Source organism: Paenibacillus sp. GCM10027628, assembly GCF_042676385.1.
In the GTDB taxonomy this organism is placed as follows: Bacteria; Bacillota; Bacilli; order Paenibacillales; family NBRC-103111; genus Paenibacillus_E.
In genome coordinates this window covers 1-17,860 of record NZ_JBHTHA010000023.1, presented here as the reverse complement: position 1 = coordinate 17,860, position 17,860 = coordinate 1, and the positions used below count along the sequence as shown (strand labels likewise).

The window sequence follows — 17,860 nt, the reverse complement described above, 5'->3', positions numbered from 1 at the left end:
CATGCACTCCGTTCTGTAAGTACTCTAACAGTCAGTTTATCCGACAATGTCCAAATATGCAATCGACAGAAACGTTACAAAACGAATCGCATATGAAAAATCCCTGCATCCATAAGGCCGCAAGGGAATAAGAAAGTTTATATGAAGTCGTCAGGCTTCTGTCCGCTTACGCAATCTCTCCAGATGCATCGTCAGATAACCGGTTTCGTCGTCAGGAACTTCCACTTGAAGAGCGTCGCCCAGCAACAACGAAAGTACTTTCGCTTTTACGTACGTATCGCCGTACTCCTCTTTGATTTTATCAAGCAGCGAATTCTGCAGCGTTTTTCTCTGTTTTACCCGTTCGATTAAGCCCTTCAAATGACTAATAAAACGAAGTGTGGAGAACGAGTCATCGAAGTTAAAGCCCAGCTCTTTAGCGGATTCTATCGTTTGCGATACCACCCTTACTACAGCTAAGGATTCAGAAGCTTGCTCCTTCTTTCTCGCTCCATTGAAATGCATAGCCAAGTATGCTACTTCGTCTTCCGGAAGCTTGACATCTAGATGGTCATTCAGGAAGTCTACCGATTTTTTGGCTACGTTATATTCCTCAGGGTACATATATTGAATCTCATAGGCGAAAGGATTTGTGATAAAAATGCCTCTTTTTTGCCGTTCTACCGCGAAGTTGATGTGATCCACCAACGATGCGTGAATGGTTTCCGAGAAATCGCCCTCCAGCATCCTTTGGGCATAAGCGATGACTTCCTCGGTAATCCCAATAATTTTGACATCGACTGCATTCAATATTTGTTCGTAATTTTTAAGCACTTCGGATGTATGCAGCAGAAATTCTTGTGTAATTTCACCTTCCGCGATAACCATTCCCGGTGTCTTTTTAAACCCGATCCCTTTCCCGAAAGCGATCGAATTTTTCCCTGTTGATAAATGCGCCATCACAACATTATGTGAAAGCACGTGAATGATCGTCCGATCAATCATAAGACACCTCCAAAATCTTTGCTTCGGGGCTTAGGTTTGTCCTGATTTCTCTTTATATGAAAGAAGCATAGGCTTCATACTTTCACGGATTTGTTCCGATTCCGTTCCGAACACAACGTGAACGTTGCCTTTTCCAAGTCTGATAACCCCAATGGCTCCAAGCTGTTTAAGCTCTCCGTCCTGGATCAGACTCTCTTCTTTAACCAGCAGCCGTAGGCGTGTTATACAAGCATCAATGGAAATGATGTTCGAAGGTCCACCAATATGCCTTAAAATGCTGGTTGTACGATTCTCTTTAGGCACCACTTGCGTCGATGCTTCAAGTTCTTCCTGCTCCACGGCCTCTTCGCGACCCGGTATTTTAGAAGGGAACACATGCAGATACAAGCGAAATGTAAAATAGTAAACAAAAAAGTAGGCGATACCGATCACTATGATCCAATACGGCTTGGTGGATAGGTCCCAATTCAATACAAAGTCAATAAAGCCGGCCGAAAAGCCAAAGCCCATTTTCACATTTAAAATGTTCATGATCATCATGGAAAACCCTGTTAAACAAGCATGTATGAAATATAAGCCTGGCGCTACGAACATAAAAGCAAACTCGATCGGTTCCGTGATACCGGTTAAAAAGCTGATCAGTCCGCTGCTTAACATAAGCGGTACAAAGATTTGCCGGTTAGCAGATGGAGCGCTTCTAATCATCGCAAGTGCTGCTGCTGGAAGACCGAACATAAACACAGGATAAAACCCTGTCATGAATAGCCCCGCTTCAGGGTCCCCGGCAAAAAAGCGCGAAATATCGCCATGCACCACTTTACCTGTGGGTGTAGCATAATCTCCAATTTGAAACCAGGCAATGTTATTAATGATATGGTGAAGTCCTGTCGGAATAAGCAGCCGGTTCATAAGCCCGTATATGAGTACACCAATATTGCCGTTTTCTACAATCCATAGCCCAACCGCACTTATCCCTTTTTGTACAGGGGGCCATACGAAACCCATCACGACGCCCAATAAAACCATCACTAGGGCCGTTATTAATGGAACGAATCGTTTGCCGCCAAAAAAACCAAGCGCTTTGGGCAACTGAACATGCTGAAATCTTTCAAAAAAAGTAGCTGACAGCATACCAACCAGCATACCGCCAAGCACGCCCATATCGAGTCTGTCTGCAGACGTCGTCCCCGCCTGAAAGTGCTTCAATACGTTATCGAAGACGAGATAGCCTACGGTCGCAGCTAAAGCGGCAATCCCTTCACCGGATGTTAATCCGATAGCAATGCCGACTGCGAAGATCAAAGGTAAATTATCAAATATCGCGCTGCCGCCTGACTCAAATATTTGAGCCAACTGCATAAGCAGCGGATTGTCAAATTTCATTTTTCCGATTCGCAGCAAGATGGATGCCGCTGGCAGCACTGCGATTGGAATCATTAAGGAACGTCCGATTTTTTGCAGGATGTACATTAATTTCATGTCAGTTCCCCTAAATTTAGCCCACAAGTTGGCCGATTCTTGTTTGCTTTTGCATAACACCAATTATAGTAGAAAGAACACCTTCCTAAAAGGATAAAATCCTCTTGGACAAGGTGTTTTTTCTCGAAAAACCTATGGGCGTTATTTCACTGCCCCCGCTGTGATTCCGCTTGCGATTTGGCGTTGGAAAATGATGTAAATAATGAGCGTCGGCAAAGTCGTAATTAAAAGTCCAGCAAACAAAGGCCCCCACTCAACTCGATACTGCATCTCAGCTTGCATCACGGCAAGTCCGATCGGCAGCGTATATTTCGTAGGTTCGTTCGTTAGGACGACCCCCAAGAAGTACTCATTCCAGTTATTCAGCATATTCGTGATCATGACGGTGATTAGACCTGGTTGGGATAAAGGCAGCATCACTCTGAAAAATGTCCCGTAATGCGATGTACCGTCAATTATCGCCGCTTCTTCGATTTCCTTCGGTAACGACTTATAGAATCCTACGAGCAAGAAAATACCGAATGGCAGGTTTAGTGCGGCATACACAAGGATTAGACCTAACCATGTATTGACTAACTGCAAATCATTTAACAAGAAGAACAAGGGGATCAATGCAAGCGCAAAAGGAATCATCATAGATGAAATATAAATGGTTAAGAGCAGCTTGCTTCCTCTAAAAGCATATCTGGCCAAGATGTACGCCGTCATTGCAGAGAGGATCATCCCTAGCAGCGTACTCCCCACGGTTACGACAATCGAGTTCAGAAAGTATGTGCTAAAGTTATATTTGTTCCATACGTAACTGAAGTTTGACCACAGGAGCGGAAATTTCGGAAGCGCCCACGGCATATTCAAGAAAAATTGCTCATTATTTTTCAATGCATCCAACAAGGTCCATAGAAGCGGGTATAGGACGGCAACACTCCATATTAAGAGTATGACCCCAACAATCAGCTTAACTAATGGGTTTTTAATCGTCATAAAGTTGGTCTCCCTCCATCAGTATCATCGTCTAGGATGGCGTTAATACATCTCGATTGTTTCTTGGCGCATGATTCGTTGGAGGACAAGCGTCGTAATCAATGAAATGATTAGAATCGCTACACCAATCGCCGCTCCATAACCGAAATGATATTGTTGAAAAGCCATCCGATACAGGTAGGAACCCATAACCTGAGTCGTATTATCAGGCTGTCCCCCATTCGTCATTAACTGCACGATGACGAATGAGCCATTTAATGTTGTAATTACGATATTAATAATCGAAACTTTAATTTGCTCCCAAATGAGCGGCATGGTGATGTTGCGAAATTGCGACCATTGTCCCGCTCCGTCTATATTAGCCGCTTCATAATATGAAGCAGGAATATTCACGATTGCGGCAATCATTAGGATCATGTAAAAACCGATACCTGCCCAAATAGTTGGCGGCAACAACATCCAGATTGTATGTTGAGGAAATCCTAACCAAGTGATGTCCACCTTACTCCCGGTAAAAAGAGAAATAAACGCATTTAAAAATCCGATTTGCGGATTGTAGATAAAGTTCCATAGAACGCCGATAACAACAACAGAAATTACGTTAGGGATAAAGAAAATGGCCCGGAAGAAACCGGAGCTTCTCAAGTTAAAACGTGTCAGCGCTACGGCAAAAAAAGTAGCTAAAATCATAATTCCGATCACTTTTCCAACTACAAGAAAGTAATCATTTCCAATTGCTCGTAAAATAATGGGATCCTTGATCATATCAACATAATTGTCAAATCCGATAAAACTACTGTTCTCTGACATGCCCGACCAATCGTAAAAAGATTTTTGGAGTGCCTGTATGACCGGATATACCGTAAACAAGCAGAAAAACAGAAATGTCGGAATGATGAATGAAGCAATGAACAAGTTTCTTTTCCACATTTTTGAGCTGGTCTTCATTCTATCCTCACCGTCCTATCATTAAAATGGCGGAGAACGATAAGACAGTCGCCTTATTTGTTCTCCGCGCTCTCTCATTCAGTTAAGAATGGGGTTAAGCTTCTATTTCTTTTGTTTAGCCACGACATCAGTCACACGTTTTACCCACTCTTCCGGTTTGATGGTTCCGATCGTCAAGGCGACCGTAGCATCTTGCATCGCTTTATCAACATCTGCTGCGAAGGAAACCGTCGGAACGACTACAGTGTCCGGAGAAGACAAATATTTCGCTGCATCCTTAACGAAGCTAGGCGCTTTAGAAGAAGAGATGTCACCTTTGATGTTCGAAGGTGCGCCGCTAAGCTCTGCCCATTGGCCGGCTTGCGATTTTGCGAAGACAAACTGCATGAACGCTTTAGCTGCATCTTTGTTTTTCGCCTTTTTCGCGATTGCAAAAGTAGAAGTAGACGTGTTTGCAACCACTTTTCCACCTTTGTCTTGCGTGATTGAAGGAACAAACCCGAAATCAAATCCACTTGGAACGTCTTTCGCCATTTCGTTAGGCAACCAAAGGCCGTTCGGAATGAATGCGTCCTTATGCTGCAGGAACAAGGATTGGGAATCCGTGTGATTGATTTGTACGGATGCTTTATCGATGAATCCTTTGTCGCGAATTTGAACGATTCTATCCAAGCCTTTGAGGATAGCCGGGCTTTTCCAAGCTTCAAGGTTATTGTTCGCCATATCCTGAAGAAGCTTGTAATCATTGTTGTTAGCCGATACGATTGCCGGGTACAGAACTGCACCGTTGATGTAGTATGGATACTTACCCGTATGGATAAATGGATTAATACCAGCCGCTTTAATCGTTTCGCTTGTTTTCAAGAAATCATCAAAGTCTTTAGGCTCCGCCCAACCTTTATCTTTAAACAGCGCTTTGTCATAGAAAATACCCCAAGAATTCAGCACGAAAGGGATATTATAAATTTTTCCATCATATTGCGGAGGCTGTTGCGCGAGTAAATCGGAAATTTTGTCTCCGTCAACGTTTTTAGCGTCTTTATACCAATCTGTCAGATCTTCAAGCAACCCGTCTGTCACCATCTGGCGGTCAAACAGCTCAGGTCCGTCGATATATACAAAGTCAGGCGGGTTACCTGCGATCCAACGGGGCTTCATTTGTTCGTTGATTTTTGGACCCGCACTTTCTTTAATTTTCAAATCAGGGTTAGCTGCCTGGAAGTCAGCAATAACTTTTTTCCACCATTTGTCGCCATAACCGCCGACAAAATACTGGATTTCAAAATCACCGGATAACTTTTTGGCTCCTGTTGCCGGTGCAGCGGTTGCAGCAGTGGTTGGTGCAACCGAAGCGGCTGGTTTAGTCGTTTCGGCTGGCGCAGCGGATTTTCCGCAACCTGCAGCAACCAATACCATAGATGCTGCCAAGCCCATCGTAGACCATTTTTTCATATTCATGTGTCCATCTTCTCCCTTTTCTTAATAAAGTCTGGCATTGCTATTTTTTTAGTTCCAAGCCTCTTTTTTCCAGTAGATTCGCGTTACCAACTCCTTTCAAGTCAAGTAAATGGACAAAAATAAAAAGGGCATAGTTATAGAAGAAAACTTACATTCTTCAATAACTAATGCCCTTGCGGTAACATGTTATTAAAACTAACATATTCTTTTAGGTAACGCTCTTCGTGTGACTAAATATTACAATAAATTGACATCATCGTCAATACATGATTTCATTTTTTGCTTGAAACATTCATATTCTAAGACTCATATTACTTGTGGTATGATAGAGACATAAGTCTAATCTATGAAGTAGGTAGGTGATCTCATGTCAAAACGCAAACCTGTCCTCGTAAACCGTAGAACCAAAGATGAAGTCAATAAGAAAGCGATCATTTGGACTGGATCCGTTCTACTTGCCATTATTATCGCAATGACAATACTGCTCGTTTTAAACAAATGACAGCGTATAAAACGATCAAAAACTTCACAAGTTGAATTGTAATCGCTTTCTACTTTCTTGTCAAGGGCTCCTTTTGCGGAGCCTTTTCTCATCTTTCTAATCAAGCCATTTGTAGGTTTTTTTCGGATTGCTATCGTCCGTTTGCAGTGGCAGCTTAAAAGATTTCGCAGGATTTCCTCTACCCGCTCCGGTCCCCGGACTGTCTTTCCCTTCTCCGTTATCCGGCTCCGGTAAGAGCCCCTTCCCAATCTTTACCTTCGTCTGCATGGGTACCATATCATAAAGTTCTTCGATATCCGCTTGCTGCATGCGAACACAGCCATGCGACTCGTCTTTTCCAATGCTGGATGGTTTATTGGTGCCGTGAATCGCATATAACGTATCAGATAAGGTCATCCCCCTGCTCCCGAACTCACCGTTTGATTTGCCATTTGGATTACGTACTTTTTCGCTGATGATAAACTCACCTGGCGGTGTCTTCTCCCCACCTAAGCCGACCGGATAGCTCCGGATGATATAGGTGCCGCTGACGAGAGCTAGACGATGTTTTTCCGTATCGATTACAATTTCAAGAGGCTTGCTAAAGGGAGCCGTACTAGCTTTAGCCTGTAAGCTTCCCGGGTTGTTTGGCTCCGCTGCATTTGCATTTTTTTTGCTTTCTTCCGAGCTTTTCGGTGCTTCAACACCTGTTTGGGACTGCGCCTGTATCTTTTCTATAACTTGAGGAAAGATCGATTTCATTGCGGGTAGTACACCAGGAAGAAGATTATCGGGATATGCTTTTGCGAGCTGCTCCGCTTCGTTTGGCAAGCCGCCCGTCTTTTGCAGGTAAGCCAGTACTGCACTCTGAAGAACAATCGCCTGCTCTCGTTCTTGCATCCAGCTTTCAATAGCCGGAATCAGTGAGGAGCCGTCAGCAGCCTGACAGGAACACACCTGTGAATTATAATACGTAAGCGATGCTGTAGAGCTCCCGCCAGATAGAGGCTCAATCGCCATTAATGGACGTACAGCCTTGTTCCACTGGGTCCATTGTCCGTCTGCACTCTTAGGAGCTTCTATGATGACTGCCCCGCCAATCCCGCCTCCTGATGAAGAAAGAATTCGTTGAAGCGCACGTCCCCAATCCCCTTCCGAGTAAAATAATCCGGGCTTGCTTGACGCATCCTGGGAAGCCGTATCTATTATTGCATCAGGCCGTATAGTTGTAGATACTGCAGTCCCAGCGCTGATCGGGCTAGTAGAAATCTTATCCTTAGCAATATCTATCGAAGCTGGTAAAGAGATGAATAAAAGCAAGGCTATTAGTGCGATCCATTTGCTAATACGCCTCTTCGTGTTCCCTTTGAATGCCATGGCATCTTTTATGATCTCGTTAGAAGGGGCGGAGGGCAAAGGCCCGTCAACAACTATTTTTTGCCGTTCAAACGCTTCATATATTTCGCCGGATTGAGCAAAACAATACGTGGCCTTTCCTTCTTTTCCCTGCGCGGCATACTCTCTGCCTAACAAATACCAAGCCATTTTATGGTCAGGGTGCTCTTTCACATATTTTTTTAAATAGAGCGGATCTTCGATCGGATTATGTTGAAAAAATCGTTCTAATTGATCGTTCCGAAGCTTTTCTTTCAACCAGATGACCTCCTTTTCCAGTTCCTTGTGGCTCTCTCTCCTTTATCGGCAAAAGATACCATCTACTGAAGACAAAAAAAGACGAGCTGGCATCGGGTTTCCCCGAGCCAAACTCGTCATCCTAATCCATTATTTCAAAAAAGAGTTCGTACGCAAAATAGCCGTTTGATGAGCCGCGTCCCACTGTACATTTAAACCGATTTGTTCAGCGAAAAAGCGGACTGGCACGTAGGTGCGGTCTTGTTTCACGTATGGCGCAACATCTGTCGCTTGCTTGATGTCAGCTTTGTTAACTTCCTTGCGGGTAACCCCTGTATCCCCGATGGTAAGCTCAATGGTAACGTCTCCTTTAACGAGCCTTACAATGGACTTCCCATCTTGTTCTACGTATTTGACTTCATAACCGAAGGCTTCGCTAATCGCTCGAACAGGAACCATCGTCCGTCCGCCCTCGATTTCTGGCTGTGCATCAAATTCAATGACTTTATTTCCGTTTACGTCTTTAACTTCTTGATTATTAGGCAAGTTCACCGGTAACTTATATGGCGCTATTTTGCGAATCTTGTTGTTGAACGCATCCGCTACAATGATATTTCCTTGTTCGGTGACGATCACATCTGTCGGATTGTAAAATTCAGCGGCCTGTTCCACACCATCTGCTTCTCCAGTACTGATTTTACCGGCTATCGTGGATACTTTGCCATTCAGCAAATATCGGATCGAATGATTCAAACTATCCGCGATCAGCAGGCCCCCTTCCGATGTTACGGCCAAACCTTTAGGAAAATCAAACTTTGATTTAAGCGCATCTCCGTCAACATAATCCCCGGGCGCATAAAGCTCATTATTACCATATGAGGAGCTTGTACCGGCAACCGTAGAAACTGTATTTGCTTTTAAATCGATATAACGAATTCGCTGATTTCCAGTATCACTTACATAAAGATTGCCTTTACTGTCAAGGGCGAGACCGGAAGGCTCATTGAATTTAGCAGATGCCAGACTCCCATCCTGATATTCACCGGCAAAAGCTGCAACGTTTGGGCGAATTTGAATGGCACGCGAGGAAGCGGCGTTTAGCGTAGATACAGTGCCATTGGCTGTAATTTTACGGATGACATGATTCAAGGAATCGGCCACATAAACCGTGCCATCTGAAGCGACTGCGACATCGCTAGGATGATTAAAAGTCGCCTCAGCACCTTGACCATCTTTATTCCCAAGAACGCCAGTACCTGCAAAGGTTGAGACTTGTCCATTGGCATCGATCTTGCGCACAGCGTTGTTCGCCGAATCGGCCACATAGACATTCCCTTTTGAATCTACTGCAAGACCCGTTGGTTCATTGAAAAATGATTCGGATGCCTTGCCGTTCATGAGACTGCCTGTCGGAAAGCCCTGGCTGTTCGTTGCAACGACCATCTCCGGCCCCGCGTATGTTGTTACTTTCCCGTCTGATATTTTTCGAATCACTTGGTTTCGCGTATCCGCAACCAGGATGCTTCCATCAGGCAGCTGAACGACACTGCTTGGCGTTCGAAACGCAGCGATAAGTGCTGCTCCATCCTTATCATCAAAATCGCCGATTCCTGCATGTGTCGTCACATCTGCCATTATTTGCCCATTGCTGTTAAGCAATGCATCGCCAGACAAGCCGGACGCCCAAGCTGATGAACCTCCGAGGAAAGTCGCAGCTACCAGCGAAGTAACTACAATATGTTTAAAAGGTTTCATAGCGATCTCCTTTAGTTTTTTGTACCGAAAATAATTGGACTAGCATTGAGTTGATATTGAACTCCAGTTAAATCCTTTTTAATGATGATAATACTTTCAGTCGGAAGAGTAATCCTGCCACTTCCAGATGCTCCTAGTTTAAATGGCAAACGAACTAATTCTTTTTCTCCGACCACTTCAATATCCTTAGCCGAACCAAACCCTGTTATTGCATATACAAGTTCATTTTGTGTATCATCTGTACCTCGATGCACTATAGCAGTTTCAGCGGCAAGGTTGGTATCTGAACTTATATCGAAAACGTTATTCGATAAGTCATCAGAGTGAGAAGTTACTACTTCATTCGATGTTTCCGTGGTTGTTAAAGCTCTGACATCACCTGAATAAAGTAGGTGGACTTCAACAGCGTATATTTCATTAGAACCCTTAAAATCTTTTAAATTAATTCCGACTGAGAATTGATCGGAGCCAGGTTCTTTAAGAGTAACAAGGTTCACAGAAGGCAACTCTATGGGAATGCTTTCTACTGTTATTGTTTTTGCCTCACTCGTATTGCCTGCGGCATCCGTTGCTGTAACGAATAAAGTTTGACCTTTTGTTAACGGAGCAACATCTGTCAAAAGGCTGACTTTAAAATTACCGTCATCTGAAACGGCACCCTCGGCAATTTTAGCTCCATCCCTTTTTATAGTGACTTTAGCTCGAGCCTCTGTTTTTCCTGAAATAAAAGTTTGGTTTTCATAGACATGATCAACACTGTTAATTACAGGCGGAGTTGTGTCTTTAGTCGAATCCCCACCACCGGGGCTTCCAGTTGAAGGCGCCGGGGTCGTTGTACTATCCTGAGCATTTTTCAGAGCTTTTTCTGCTTTCGCTTGCGCATCTGCAGCAGCTTGTTTATTGGCTTCTTCGATTTTTTTCTTAGCCTCTTCCGCAGCTTTAAGAATCGAATCTAACTTTTGCTTAATCTCAGCCAATTTCAAAGCTTCCTCTTGTTGTTTTTTTACTTTTTCCGCTTCGAGTTTTTTAAGTTCTTCTTGCTTCTTTTTCTCCTTATCAGGATCAACGCCGGCTGTTTGATCTAATTCCTTAACCTTATCGAGATCTAACTTCTTGGCGGGATCAGAAATCTTTTCATTTGCCTTTTCAATCAACTTATCCATATCAGATTTGCTAATTTTATTATCCGCTACGGCTTTTTTGGCAATATTACCAACAAGGTTATCCAAGTTTTGCTTAACCTTATCTAGGGCAGCTTGATCCTTGACGGTAAAATCAGTTTGCTCCGCGTTGCCTCCGCCATTTTCCAGTTCTTTCTTTTTCTGCGCGATAAATTCATCATTTTCTTTATCGATTTGTGCTTTGTTTTCAATAATCGCTTTAATAATTTCAGGTGAAGCATCTTGTATAAAACCTTCCAGATCAATAAAACTTACTTTTAAAGATGGATCATTGACTTCATCCCGCGAATCCAATGAAATTTGTTGTGTCGGGTAAAGATATGTAATTTTCGCCGTTTGCAAGCTATCTTCGTCTGCGGTAACTGTTGTTGCGGAGACCCGTCCCGCACCTACCGCCATTTTGATTTTCCCGGTATGCGGATCTACACCGACGAAGAATTGAGTTCCGCGAACCCCCATAACTGCCGTAGGCGTTTCCACTTCAAATTCATCATTCGTACCGGCTAATGATTTGACCTTGACCCACATCGATCCGGCCCAAATTTTTAACTTCGATTTTTTGCTGCCATTTGACGAGTTCAGATCGGAAACGTTCAATTCTGCATTGTCACCTAATGTGACATCAGAATCACCATTACTCAGATTCAGCGTGACCGATGAATCTGCCCCCGTATAAAGCGTGTCGCCTTGATTTAAACTCATGTTCTCATAAGCGTCATAAGTTTTAGAGCCTCCACCCTTCTTAACTGTAACGTCGCCGCTAAGAGAAGCGATCACTGCAACACGGACAGTTTTTGCATCGACGGGCTTAGCAAGTAAGGTAGATAACAAACTGAACAACATACAAAAGCATACAAATAAAGAAAAGAATGATTTCTTTGAGAATTGCATACGGCTTCCTCCTCTGTTATAAATTCCCGATAACTTCATACACCATGACGGGCTTTTCTTTCCCTTTAACCTTTATTTCGCCGACTGGTTCAATACGGAAAAGGTCTTTGACTCTCGCATAAGTGAGCTCGCTGATCAAAATTTGGCCCGGTTTGGCATTCGACTCCAGCCTCGCGGACAAATTAACGGTATCGCCAATTGCCGTATAATCAAGCCTCAAGTCCTCGGAACCAATATTGCCCACAACTGCCGGGCCGCTGTTAATACCAAGTCCGAATTTGACGCCAATCCCGTACTTTTCTATTAGCTTCTGCTCCAGGATGTCAGCCTGTGATTTCATTTCAATCGCCGCACGGACAGCCATTTCTGGGTGATTGTCATATTCGATTGGCGCCCCGAACATAGCCATGACGCCATCGCCAATAAACTTATCCAGCGTACCATTGAATTTGAAAATTGCTTTGGTACAAACGTCCAAATACTCATTCAAAACTTGAATTACTTGCTCGGGTTCAAGCCGCTCTGACATCGGCGTAAATCCACGTATATCAACGAATATAAGTGAAATATCCTTGCGACTCCCGCCAAGCTTTACATCCTCTCCGGATTGCAGCAGTTCGTCCACGACCGACTTCGATACGAATCTTCCAAAGATTCCTGTTACACGATTGCGCTCTTTGCGTTCTTGCAAATAATGGCTGATTAACGACCAAATATAAATAGCAATAAGTGCGAACTGCGGATATACGATTGGTATGAAAATGGAGCCGACCGTATAGCTTATCAACCAAATCAGATCATATATAATGAATAGGCCTATGAAAATGAATAAAGCGGATCTTCCTTTAAATCTCTCAAATAAAACTATGGCTAGCAAAGATAACAAAATAATAATCCCGACACCGACAGGCTTGCTTGAATCTTTATAAAATTTGCTCTCCAGCAGCGTCTGGATCATGTTGGCATGAATCTCGATTCCAAACATTTTGACGGAGCTGATTGGAGTCGGGTATTCGTCCTGCATGGCTGTGACAAAAGGGCCTACTAATATGATAGCTCCTTCTAGCGGCAAAGGATTTTTGCTATTTAGCACATCGATGAACGAAAGGGTCTCATATCCCGTATCCGCATCTACTTTCTGTCGCGGCATTGTAAAGAATTCCGTAGTAACTTGATTTCTTTCATTCGTAGGCATGACGATGTTCCCGCGTTTCCATTGACCGGTAGCAGCGTCCCGCCTTACTTTTTCTTTTTCATCCAAAACTAAATTTGCAAGCGCAACGCTGAATGCTGGTATGTATTGATTTTTCTCATCCGGCAGCCCGACAGGAAGTTTGCGAGCTTTACCATCTTTATCGACAAGCACATTGATATGGGCCATTTGTTCTTTATTCGTTGTTAGCGTTGTAGATGGATAGTCAATTTTCTCGGGGACTAAATCGCCTGCTTGCTGTTGTTTGGAGGGATAATTAATTTGGACGGGCAGGATGACGTTATGGTATTTGGCCAAAACATCAGCCAATGCTTTATCGTCGGCGGGGTTTTTCGAAGGTTCAGCCAAGACTACGTCTAAACCGATAGCAGCTGCACCAGACTGCTCCAATTTTTCAATGATTTGCGCGTAATTGGTTCGGTCCCATGGAAATTTGCCTATGGCTTTTAACGATTTTTCATCAATTTTTACAATTTTAATTCGATCCTCCGGCTGTCGCTCATCGATCGATTTGGCTTTCCGCATGATGTCTTGCAGCGGGTTCTCCAGAAAATAAAATAATCCGCTCGAGTTGACCGTGTAGAAATATGTCGAAAGCAACAGCAAGACAATTCCCGCGGCCAGAGTTTGCAACCAATTCTTTTTGCCCATAAGTCCCTCCCCAATAATTACTAGTTTTCATTGTAAGATGGTGCGTACAAAATGGCAATGAATTGTTACGATTTTATACAAAATGTATCAAAAAAAGAGCCCAATTCCTGGATAGGAATCGAGCTCTTTCGACATTTTGTGAATTTCACAAAATCCATGTCTAGTTAAATTTAGTTGAAAGGTGAATCTGCTACTTTGATGGAATCTGTTGGGCAACCATCTTGTGCATCTTGCAGATCATCGAAAAGATCTTCAGGGATTTCTGTTACCCCTCTGTTGTTATCTCCGTCGAAAATAACTTCAGCCAGACCCTCATCGTCGTAATCGTAGATGTCAGGCGCAGTCGCACCGCATGCGCCGCAAGCGATGCAGGTTTCTTTATCAACAAACGTATACTTTGCCATTCTGTACTCCTCCTCAAGATATCCTCAATGTAAAATATAATATAAAAGCTTATAAAGTTCAAACCTTAATATTGATGAGTCTTAAAATAGCTTTCGATATAGCGGCTGACAGCCTCGACATCATCCAAATGAAACGTAGGAATGCCTGCTGCAGCAAACTCCAAATCAGTGACAATGGCAAGCGGCGGCGGATCAAGCACTTGTATAATTTCACTTTGTTCTATGGTACGAAAGACAGCGATCTTGGGATGCTTTTCCTTCTTGAATCCTTCAATAAAGACAAAATCATAATCAGCGAACGCAAGCAACTGCTCTTGAAGAAGAGGCATTTCTTTTCTCTCATAAACCCGAACCGCTTCGGGAGATATCGTCACAACGGCATCTGCGCCAGCTTGAACGAAGGTCGTTGAGTCCGCTCCTGCCGCTTCTTTATAATGTCCATGAGCATCATGTTTCATTACGGCAACCCTGTAGCCTCTGCGCTGAAATTCAATAACCACCTTAGCAATCAAAGTGGTCTTACCACTATTGGAATAGCCGGCAAATCCAATATGATGCGCCATTTCTCTTCACCTCTAATCTTCCTGATGCAGCGGTCTATTTTTCAAATGATCCATCTGTAAGGAAGTGCCTCTTGCTTTATGGTTCCTAATTAAGGTAGATGGATCGTCACCCATCATGCCTGCAGTCAGAATGGCATTCTCGCCGAATTTATCCCGAAGCTGATCCATAATCCGGTTCAGTTGATCTTTGCGCGGCTGTTTTTCATAATCGAACAAATCCAATTGGATCGCGGTTTCTTCCTTGGCCGTTAAATTTTGCAAAGTGATGCCTAGCAGCCGAATCGGATTCCCTTCTTCCCAGTGGTGGTCGTACAACTGACATGATGTTTTATAGATGTCGTCCAGATGCTCCGTTGGCGTTTGCAAGGTAACCGATCTCGTAATGGTGCGCATTTCCGGATCACGGATCGTAATTTGCACCGTCGAAGACATTAATTTTTGTTTGCGAAGTCTTCTTGCAACTTGGTCCGCCAAATTCAAGAAAACGCGATAGACTTCCTTCCTGTCTGTCAGATCATTCGGCAATGTTGTTGTATGCCCGATGGATTTGCTCTGTTCCTGCTCCGGATTCACCAGTGAATGATCTATACCGTTTGCAGACTGTTTCAGGTGAGTCCCCAGTACGCCAAAATGAGTAATCAGCTTCATCTCATCCGCTTTCGCCAGTTGTCCTAGCGTATGAATGCCTAGCTTCGTCAATTTGTCCGCCGTCTTTTTTCCAATCCCGAAAAGATAGTGGCAAGGCTTATCCCATAATAGGTTCGGAACATCGCGCAGTCGCATCACCGAAATGCCATTTGGCTTTTTCATGTCCGAGCCCATTTTGGCAAGCAGTTTATTTGGCGCTACGCCTATGGAACATGGAAGCTTTAATTCATTCATAATTTTTTTTTGAATGAGGGTTGCGATCTCCATAGGGGTGCCAAATTGTTTGGAGCCTGTAATATCTACAAAGCACTCATCGATCGACATGGATTCTACTAACGGGGAAAAACTATAAGCAATTTGCATAAATCTTCGCGAGAAATCTCTATATAAATCGAAATCAGGCCGAATGAGGATCAAATCCGGACATAATTTTAACGCTTGCCGTACCTGCATACCCGTCTTGATGCCGATACGACGCGCCGCGTAGGAAGAAGTTACGATAATTCCTTTGCGAAGCTCCACACTTCCAGCTACCGCGATCGGCTTCCCTTTATATAAATGAGGCTCAACCGCTTCATGCACGGAGCAATAAAAAGCGTTCATATCGATATGAAGGATGACTCTTCCTTGTTTGGGATAATGATGATGAACGGACATCCTCCATAGACACCTCCCCAAAATATAGCCGTTATCAGCAAAAGTCAACTTCAGCATACAAAAAAATGTGCTTCCAAGCAAACGTATTTTTGCGATATGATGTCCTTACAAATAGAATTATGTTATAATTATAAATTATACATTAACGCTTTAAAGCAAGCGAACTCACTCCCATTTTACACACACTTAGTCAGTCTGCTAGCTTTTGAAGGAGGAACCCATGCCAACATCAGTCAAAATCTTCGATACTACGTTACGAGACGGAACGCAAGGAGAAGGCATCAGCTTATCCGTCGAGGATAAAATCAAAATTGCCCGCAAGCTGGATGAGCTTGGGGTTCATTATATTGAAGGCGGATGGCCGGGCAGCAACAGCAAAGACATCGAGTTCTTCGACCGCGTTCGGGACATGTCGTTCGCTAACGCCAAGATTACGGCATTCGGCAGTACAAGACGTAAAAATTCGAAAGCCGAAGACGACATCAATCTCAACAGGCTAGTAGAATCCGGCGCTCAAGTCGCAACAATTTTCGGAAAGTCTTGGGATTTCCATGTTCATACCGCCATTCAAACATCGCTCGAAGAAAACTTGGCAATGATCTATGACTCCGTCCGCTACTTGAAAAGCAAAGGACTTGAAGTTATTTATGACGCAGAGCATTTCTTCGACGGTTATAAGAATAACGCCGAATACGCGCTGCAAACGATTCAAAAAGCCCAAGACGCCGGTGCCGATTGGATCGTATTGTGTGATACTAATGGCGGATCCTTGCCAAGCGAAATCAGCTCGATTGTGACAACGGTGAAACAGCACGTATCCACTCCGGTAGGTATACACGCTCATAATGACTGTGAACTGGGTGTAGCCAACAGTCTTGCAGCGGTTCAAGCAGGCGCCGGGCAGGTGCAAGGTACGATTAACGGCTACGGAGAACGTTGTGGCAACGCGAATCTGAGCTCGATTATCCCTAATCTGCAATTAAAGCTCAAATATGATGTGATCACAGAAGAGCAGCTTCGGTCATTGACACAAGTTTCCCGTTACATCAGTGAAATTGCCAATACGCATATGCCCGTCAACCAGCCCTATGTCGGGAATGCGGCTTTTGCCCACAAAGGCGGTATTCACGTATCGGCAATCTTAAAGGATGCAAGCACTTATGAGCACATCACGCCTGAGCTTGTAGGAAACAAACAACGCGTGCTTGTATCGGAACTTGCCGGACAGAGCAACGTGCTGGTCAAAGCGCAAGAACTTAATCTTGATTTCAATAATGAGCATCAGAAAACGAAAGAAATCATTGAGAAGATCAAGGATCTCGAACATCAAGGCTATCAGTTTGAAGGGGCGGACGCATCCCTTGAGCTACTGCTCCGGGAAGCTTTTGAAGGACTCGAAGAGATCTTCACACTAGAATCTTTTAAAATGCTCGTTGAGAAATCTGCCAATCATTCCGTCGTTTCCGAAGCCATTGTCAAAGTAAAAGTGCACGGCGAGACCATTTACACCGCGGCAGAAGGCAACGGTCCGGTCAATGCGTTGGATAACGCCCTTCGCAAAGCGTTGGTTCAATATTATCCGGATATTCAACAAGTTCACCTTTCCGATTACAAGGTGCGTGTTCTTGATGAAAAAGGGGCGACAGCAGGTAAGGTTCGGGTATTAATGGAAACGACTGATTTCAACAATTCGTGGAACACGCTTGGGGTATCGAGCAATATCATCGAAGCCAGCTGGTACGCATTGGTCGATAGCTTGCGATATGCTCTGCTCGGCAGAACTCGCGTAGAGCCGGCCAACAAAGATCAACAAGAACGACTCGGTCTGGTGAATCATTAATCGAGAAATCAAAAAGCTGCAGGAGTTGGTCATATGGTCATACCCCTGTCAAGTAGACAGTTGAAAAAAAGCTATGCTGCCAGCGCGTGTCGAT

The 17,860-nt window shown here is 43.9% G+C and carries 14 protein-coding genes; 2 read left to right on the top strand and 12 right to left on the bottom strand.

The genetic code is table 11. The features are described from left to right. Positions 1-150: 150 nt before the first annotated feature. The 5 genes from ACFQZT_RS17235 to ACFQZT_RS17215 form a co-directional block, all read right to left on the bottom strand. The gene (locus ACFQZT_RS17235; protein ID WP_379302007.1) at positions 151-984 is read right to left on the bottom strand and encodes a PRD domain-containing protein; all 834 of its coding nucleotides are present in this window, start codon (positions 982-984) and stop codon (positions 151-153) included. A 30-nt stretch (positions 985-1,014) separates the two neighbouring features. After that, positions 1,015-2,463: a PTS transporter subunit EIIC gene (locus tag ACFQZT_RS17230; protein WP_379302005.1), complete on the bottom strand. Its 1,449-nt coding sequence runs from the start codon at positions 2,461-2,463 to the stop codon at positions 1,015-1,017. Positions 2,464-2,604: 141 nt separating this feature from the next. Further along, the gene (locus ACFQZT_RS17225; protein WP_379302003.1) at positions 2,605-3,444 is read right to left on the bottom strand and encodes a carbohydrate ABC transporter permease; all 840 of its coding nucleotides are present in this window, start codon (positions 3,442-3,444) and stop codon (positions 2,605-2,607) included. 42 nt (positions 3,445-3,486) lie between these two features. Further along, entirely contained in the window at positions 3,487-4,392 is a 906-nt protein-coding gene (locus ACFQZT_RS17220) for a carbohydrate ABC transporter permease (RefSeq protein ID WP_379302001.1), read from the bottom strand. 102 nt (positions 4,393-4,494) lie between these two features. Continuing rightward, positions 4,495-5,850 carry an ABC transporter substrate-binding protein gene (locus tag ACFQZT_RS17215; protein WP_379301999.1) on the bottom strand — a complete coding sequence of 452 codons (1,356 nt, stop codon included), beginning with the start codon at positions 5,848-5,850 and terminating at the stop codon, positions 4,495-4,497. Positions 5,851-6,217: 367 nt separating this feature from the next. On the opposite strand from ACFQZT_RS17215, the gene ACFQZT_RS17210 reads away from it, so the two are divergent. Beyond that, a complete protein-coding gene (locus tag ACFQZT_RS17210; RefSeq protein WP_379301997.1) occupies positions 6,218-6,352 on the top strand; it encodes a hypothetical protein in 135 nt (44 codons plus the stop codon). A 96-nt stretch (positions 6,353-6,448) separates the two neighbouring features. Here ACFQZT_RS17210 and ACFQZT_RS17205 read toward each other — a convergent pair whose 3' ends face one another. The 7 genes from ACFQZT_RS17205 to ACFQZT_RS17175 form a co-directional block, all read right to left on the bottom strand. Next, a complete protein-coding gene (locus ACFQZT_RS17205) occupies positions 6,449-7,876 on the bottom strand; it encodes a L,D-transpeptidase (RefSeq protein ID WP_460872066.1) in 1,428 nt (475 codons plus the stop codon). 237 nt (positions 7,877-8,113) lie between these two features. Then, the gene (locus ACFQZT_RS17200) at positions 8,114-9,718 is read right to left on the bottom strand and encodes an NHL domain-containing protein (RefSeq protein ID WP_379301993.1); all 1,605 of its coding nucleotides are present in this window, start codon (positions 9,716-9,718) and stop codon (positions 8,114-8,116) included. 11 nt (positions 9,719-9,729) lie between these two features. Continuing rightward, entirely contained in the window at positions 9,730-11,790 is a 2,061-nt protein-coding gene (locus ACFQZT_RS17195; protein ID WP_379301991.1) for an Ig-like domain-containing protein, read from the bottom strand. 16 nt (positions 11,791-11,806) lie between these two features. Beyond that, positions 11,807-13,654 (bottom strand): CHASE2 domain-containing protein, encoded by a 1,848-nt coding sequence (locus ACFQZT_RS17190; protein WP_379301989.1) that lies wholly within the window; start codon positions 13,652-13,654, stop codon positions 11,807-11,809. A gap of 170 nt (positions 13,655-13,824) precedes the next feature. Next, positions 13,825-14,058 carry a ferredoxin gene (locus tag ACFQZT_RS17185; RefSeq protein WP_379301987.1) on the bottom strand — a complete coding sequence of 78 codons (234 nt, stop codon included), beginning with the start codon at positions 14,056-14,058 and terminating at the stop codon, positions 13,825-13,827. Between the two features lie 65 nt (positions 14,059-14,123). Then, a complete protein-coding gene (mobB, locus tag ACFQZT_RS17180; protein ID WP_379301985.1) occupies positions 14,124-14,621 on the bottom strand; it encodes a molybdopterin-guanine dinucleotide biosynthesis protein B in 498 nt (165 codons plus the stop codon). Between the two features lie 12 nt (positions 14,622-14,633). After that, on the bottom strand, positions 14,634-15,926 hold the full coding sequence (locus ACFQZT_RS17175) for a DNA polymerase IV (protein ID WP_379301983.1): 1,293 nt from the start codon (positions 15,924-15,926) through the stop codon (positions 14,634-14,636). A 220-nt stretch (positions 15,927-16,146) separates the two neighbouring features. Here ACFQZT_RS17175 and cimA point away from each other — a divergent pair, with 220 nt between their 5' ends. Next, positions 16,147-17,766: a citramalate synthase gene (gene cimA / locus ACFQZT_RS17170; protein WP_379301981.1), complete on the top strand. Its 1,620-nt coding sequence runs from the start codon at positions 16,147-16,149 to the stop codon at positions 17,764-17,766. The last annotated feature ends 94 nt before the right edge of the window (positions 17,767-17,860 follow it).